The sequence below is a fragment of the Methylophaga sp. UBA2689 genome (assembly GCA_002354555.1).
In the GTDB taxonomy this organism is placed as follows: Bacteria; Pseudomonadota; Gammaproteobacteria; order Nitrosococcales; family Methylophagaceae; genus Methylophaga.
Genome location: DELT01000027.1, coordinates 26,599 through 31,041, shown reverse-complemented (window position 1 = coordinate 31,041; position 4,443 = coordinate 26,599). Strand labels below are relative to the sequence as shown.

Here is a 4,443-nt window from a genome sequence, read left to right as displayed (position 1 = left end):
CTGGCGTTGAAGCAAAAATTCAATGTAAGCCAATTAAAAAGACATCGGGACCTGGCCGAAAATCTTAACCAGCAGTTTGATGTCGGTTTACCCCAATCATTGCATGATTTGATAAAACAAAATATTTCATTTTTAAATCGATTATTTCTTTAAAAATATTAATTTACAGGTGATAATTCAGGCGTTTTATGATAAAAATCTATTGTCTTTTCTTAGCGGATTAATTGCCATATGCTTAGGCTGCTTTTCTTAGTCTTTTTATTTCATTGGCCTGCTGCTGTCACGATGGCAGATTCAGAGGCCATTGAAGTGGTGATTGTGCGTTCAGAAAATAAATTACTGGTAAGAAAAAACGACAAAACCTTGCGCACTTTTAAAGTGGCATTTGGCAGTGGTGGTCGCCAGCCAAAAATGCAGGAAGGCGATCGCAGAACCCCACAGGGTCATTATCGAATCAAAGATATTCGCAGCAGCGATAAATTTTATCTGTTTATGCATCTGGATTACCCCAACATGGATGATGCAAAACAAGCGCTGAAAGATGGCCGAATAACCCGCACGCAATATCGCAAGATTCTCGCAGCGTTTATCTACAATGAAACACCGCCGCAAAATACCCCGTTAGGTGGACAGATTGGCATTCATGGGATTGGGGAAGAGACACCAGACAAACTGGATATTCATGCAATATCTAACTGGACCAAAGGCTGCATTGCGATGCGTAACTCAGAAGTGCGTGAGTTAGCGATGTGGGTTGATGAAGGCACACCGGTAATTATTATTGATTCACTTGAGTCATTTAAAGCGGCAGTTAATCCCTAGGGCGTGTTTATTACAGCCACCTATGTCAGAACATAAATGTAATCTTCATGTTTGACTGTATCTACGATATTTAAAACCTAGGAACAAGCCATCTCGTGTTTGCTACAATAAGCCTTTGATTTTTCCGCTGTTGCTGATCTGAGGTTGTATGCAAGCCGCTCCCGATATTTTTTCTTACCGCAAATTCTGGGCTCACCGCTTTGGTGTTGCGCCGCAATTGCCAATGTCACGCAGTGAAATGGAAGCTCTGGGTTGGGACAGTTGTGATGTGATCATCATAACCGGGGATGCCTATGTTGATCATCCCAGTTTCGGCATGGCATTAATCGGTCGATTACTGGAATCGCAGGGGTTTCGGGTTGGCATTATTTCACAGCCCGACTGGAACAGCACCGAAGATTTTCAGCGCCTGGGTAAACCAAATCTGTTTTTTGGCGTCACTGGCGGCAATATGGATTCGATGGTTAACCGTTATACATCGGATAAAAAAATCCGCCGTAACGATGCCTATACGGCTGATGGAGAGGGTGGTAAACGCCCGGATCATAGCGTCGTTGTATACAGTCAGCGTTGTCGGGAAGCGTATAAGGGTGTGCCAATTGTTATTGGTGGCATAGAAGCCAGTTTACGCCGTATTGCTCACTATGATTACTGGTCTGAAAAAGTTCGTCGCAGCGTAATTATGGATTCCAAAGCCGATTTACTGGTTTACGGAAATGGTGAGCGGCAGGTAGTTGAAATAGCCCATCGCCTGGCGCAGGGTGAAGCGGTTAGTGAATTGATCGATGTTCGTGGCACAGTTTATACAAGGCGTCATGGGCGACGTGATGACTGGTGGGAAAAAGATTCCACCAGTATTGATAAGCCGGGTCAGCTTAATCCGCCTATTGATCCATACCAGATGCAGACAGAAGAAAGCTGCGAGCAATCCAAAGCAGAAACTGCTGAGCAAAATGCTGCGCCAGTCGAACCTGCTACCAATGTAATCAAAATTCATCGCGTTTCTCCGCGTAATGCTGAGAAAACCGTTATTCGTCTGCCGCGTTATGAAACGGTTAAAGATGATCCAATAGTCTATGCACATACTTCACGGATTCTGCATTTAGAGACTAACCCGGGTAATGCACTGGCGCTGGTTCAACAACATGGTGATCAGGATGTCTGGCTCAATCCGCCACCAATTCCTTTGACCACCAAAGAGATGGATGCGGTATTTGATCTGCCATACAGCCGTTTGCCCCATAAGGAATATGGTAAGGCCAATATTCCTGCTTATGAGATGATCCGTTTTTCAGTAAATATCATGCGTGGCTGTTTTGGTGGCTGTACCTTCTGTTCAATTACCGAACATGAAGGTCGGATTATCCAGAGTCGCAGTGAAGATTCTATTATTCGTGAGATAGAAGCGATTCGCGATACCACGCCCGGCTTTACCGGCATTATTTCGGATCTCGGTGGTCCGACAGCCAATATGTATCGACTTGCTTGTAACAGCGAAGAAATTGAGGCCAGTTGCCGTCGTCTTTCCTGTGTTTTTCCAGGTGTCTGTAAAAACCTGAATACTGACCATACGCCATTAATTAATTTATATCGTCGTGCACGCAGTCTGCCGGGTATCAAAAAGATCCTGATTGCATCCGGTTTGCGTTATGACCTCGCGGTTCTGTCACCGGAGTACGTTAAAGAACTGGTTACGCATCATGTGGGCGGCTATCTGAAAATTGCGCCGGAGCATACCGAAGATGGTCCACTGTCGCAGATGATGAAGCCGGGCATTGGTACCTACGATAAATTTAAGGCCATGTTTGATAAATATTCCAAACAGGCTGGCAAAGAACAGTATTTGATCCCGTATTTTATCGCGGCCCATCCTGGCACGACGGATAAAGATATGATGAATCTGGCGTTATGGTTAAAACATAATGGCTTTCGTGCCGATCAGGTTCAGGCATATTTACCTTCACCCATGTCAGCTGCAGCGGCAATGTATCATTCGGGCAAGGACACCTTACATAAAGTACGCCGTCAGGGCGGCGATATTACCGTTCCAAAAGGGTTGAAAGTTAGGCGTCTGCATAAAGCGTTTCTGCGTTATCACGATCCAGAAAACTGGCCAATGTTACGTGAGGCACTGAAAAGTATGGGCAGATCTGATTTGATCGGTAATGGCAAAAAACATCTTATCCCGAGCTTTCAACCTAAAGGCACCGGCGAAATGGGCGAAGGTAAGCGTATTACCCGTAAGGCTAAAACGCCATCAACCCAGCCGGCTTTCCGTACACAGCATGTGCGATCCAAAAAGGTAAAAAGTGGAACGCAACGTTCCCGTAAACGATAGCGTTTGAATGGAACCCAGCTGTAAAAGCTGGGTCTGACAACCATCTCAAGAGATTCCTATGGAGAGGAGTGCATGCGTTTAATCAACACCAAAGATCATTACGGTCTAATCAGCATATTGCTACATTGGTCTGTTGCACTGCTCACAATCGGTCTGTTTGTTCTTGGCTTATGGATGGTTGATCTCGGCTATTACGACGATTGGTATTATCAGGCACCTTGGTGGCATAAAGGGCTTGGATTTATTGTTTTTCTATTGGTCGTTTTTCGTTGGCTTTGGCGTCCATTGGCTGGAAAGCCCGCAGCTATTTCCTCCACGCCCGTTTGGCAACAATGGGCAGCTAAAGCGGCTCATCAACTGATGAACATTGCCATTGTCCTTTTAGCCATCACTGGTTATCTGATTGTTACTGCCAAGGGCGAACCACTTGGCATTTTTGATTGGTTCAATATTCCGGCGATTTCCAAATTAACGGTTGAAACCAGTGACTTGGTCAGCAGACTGCATTTATGGTCAGGCTATTTCATTATTGCATTGGCTTCATTTCACGCCCTGGCGGCATTAAAACATCATTTCATCAATAAAGATGCAACGTTGCGTCGCATGCTTAATCTTTAAAACCAACAGGAGTTACCATGAAAAAAACCATCTTTGCCTTGGCTATGAGTACGGTGTTTACATTGCCTGCTTACGCGGCTGACTATGTTATTGATACCCAGAAAGCCCATGCATTTATTGATTTTCGGATTCAGCATTTGGGTTTTAGCTGGATGAGCGGTCGCTTTAATGATTTTGAAGGGACTTTCAGTTATGACCCGGAAAATCCTGAAGCGTCAAAAATTGATGTGAAAATTGATGTTGCCAGTGTGGATACCAATTTTGCTGAGCGTGATAAACATTTGCGTGAACAATTTCTTGAAACGGCTGAATATCCCGATGCTCGCTTTACCTCCACTAGTTTCGAACAGCAGGAAGACGGTACATTATTGATGAAAGGTGACTTCACGCTGCATGGTGTCTCCAAACCGATGACCATTCCAGTTCAGAAAGTTGGTGAAGGTGATGATCCTTGGGGTGGTTATCGTGTAGGTTTTTATGGTGAAACCAGCTTTATCATTGAGGACTATGATATTGATGTCAGCAAATTGGGACCAAGCTCTCAGGAAGTCTTTCTGATTTTGTCTATTGAAGGCATCAGACAGTAGTTGATTTGATTAATCTTGTCGGGCGAGTTTAAACAAACGTTTTAGCTCGTCCTCCAGACTGTTTGCTGGTACAGCCTC

4 protein-coding genes are annotated in these 4,443 nt (G+C 44.6%); all 4 read left to right on the top strand.

Going from position 1 to position 4,443, the window contains the following annotated elements:
- Positions 1–285 precede the first annotated feature (285 nt).
- The 4 genes from B3M51_RS02450 to B3M51_RS02435 all read left to right on the top strand — a co-directional run bounded on the left by B3M51_RS02450 (position 286) and on the right by B3M51_RS02435 (position 4,365).
- Positions 286–822, top strand: coding sequence for a L,D-transpeptidase family protein (locus tag B3M51_RS02450; protein ID WP_292483802.1), 537 nt, complete (start codon positions 286–288; stop codon positions 820–822).
- 148 nt (positions 823–970) lie between these two features.
- Positions 971–3,160 (top strand): YgiQ family radical SAM protein, encoded by a 2,190-nt coding sequence (locus B3M51_RS02445; protein WP_292756590.1) that lies wholly within the window; start codon positions 971–973, stop codon positions 3,158–3,160.
- 72 nt (positions 3,161–3,232) lie between these two features.
- Positions 3,233–3,778: a cytochrome b gene (locus tag B3M51_RS02440; protein ID WP_292483798.1), complete on the top strand. Its 546-nt coding sequence runs from the start codon at positions 3,233–3,235 to the stop codon at positions 3,776–3,778.
- A 17-nt stretch (positions 3,779–3,795) separates the two neighbouring features.
- Positions 3,796–4,365 carry a YceI family protein gene (locus B3M51_RS02435; RefSeq protein WP_292756587.1) on the top strand — a complete coding sequence of 190 codons (570 nt, stop codon included), beginning with the start codon at positions 3,796–3,798 and terminating at the stop codon, positions 4,363–4,365.
- Positions 4,366–4,443: the final 78 nt, after the last annotated feature.

Bases quoted from the DNA above. Each gene is read 5' to 3' on its own strand.
- B3M51_RS02450 (WP_292483802.1), top strand. From the start codon at position 286: ATGGCAGATTCAGAGGCCATTGAAGTGGTGATTGTGCGTTCAGAAAAT.
- B3M51_RS02440 (WP_292483798.1), top strand. From the start codon at position 3,233: ATGCGTTTAATCAACACCAAAGATCATTACGGTCTAATCAGCATATTG.
- B3M51_RS02445 (WP_292756590.1), top strand. From the start codon at position 971: ATGCAAGCCGCTCCCGATATTTTTTCTTACCGCAAATTCTGGGCTCAC.
- B3M51_RS02435 (WP_292756587.1), top strand. From the start codon at position 3,796: ATGAAAAAAACCATCTTTGCCTTGGCTATGAGTACGGTGTTTACATTG.